Consider the following 444-nt stretch of genomic DNA (forward strand, 5'->3'; position numbering starts at 1 on the left):
CTGCGCCAGACCAGGGACGAGAAGCACACCCGCCTGCTGAAGACCGCCGACACCGCTGCCGGCGTGGTCACCTACAAGGGCCGCACCGACGTCAAGATGTCCGACACCACCCCGAGCTGGGATCGATCAGGAGGAACATCCATGGCGAAGGCAGCTACCTGGACCAACACTGACACTGAGGCACGAAAGCGTGGGGAGCAAACAGGATTAGATACCCTGGTAGTCCACGCCCTAAACGATGCGAACTGGATGTTGGGTGCAATTTGGCACGCAGTATCGAAGCTAACGCGTTAAGTTCGCCGCCTGGGGAGTACGGTCGCAAGACTGAAACTCAAAGGAATTGACGGGGGCCCGCACAAGCGGTGGAGTATGTGGTTTAATTCGATGCAACGCGAAGAACCTTACCTGGCCTTGACATGTCGAGAACTTTCCAGAGATGGATGG

1 rRNA gene is annotated in these 444 nt (G+C 57.4%); it reads left to right on the plus strand.

Annotated elements, in window-relative coordinates:
• Positions 1 to 444, plus strand: a 16S ribosomal RNA gene (locus ACJ5GX_RS06510); the annotation flags it as partial.

Source organism: Wolbachia endosymbiont of Tuta absoluta (genome assembly GCF_059414725.1).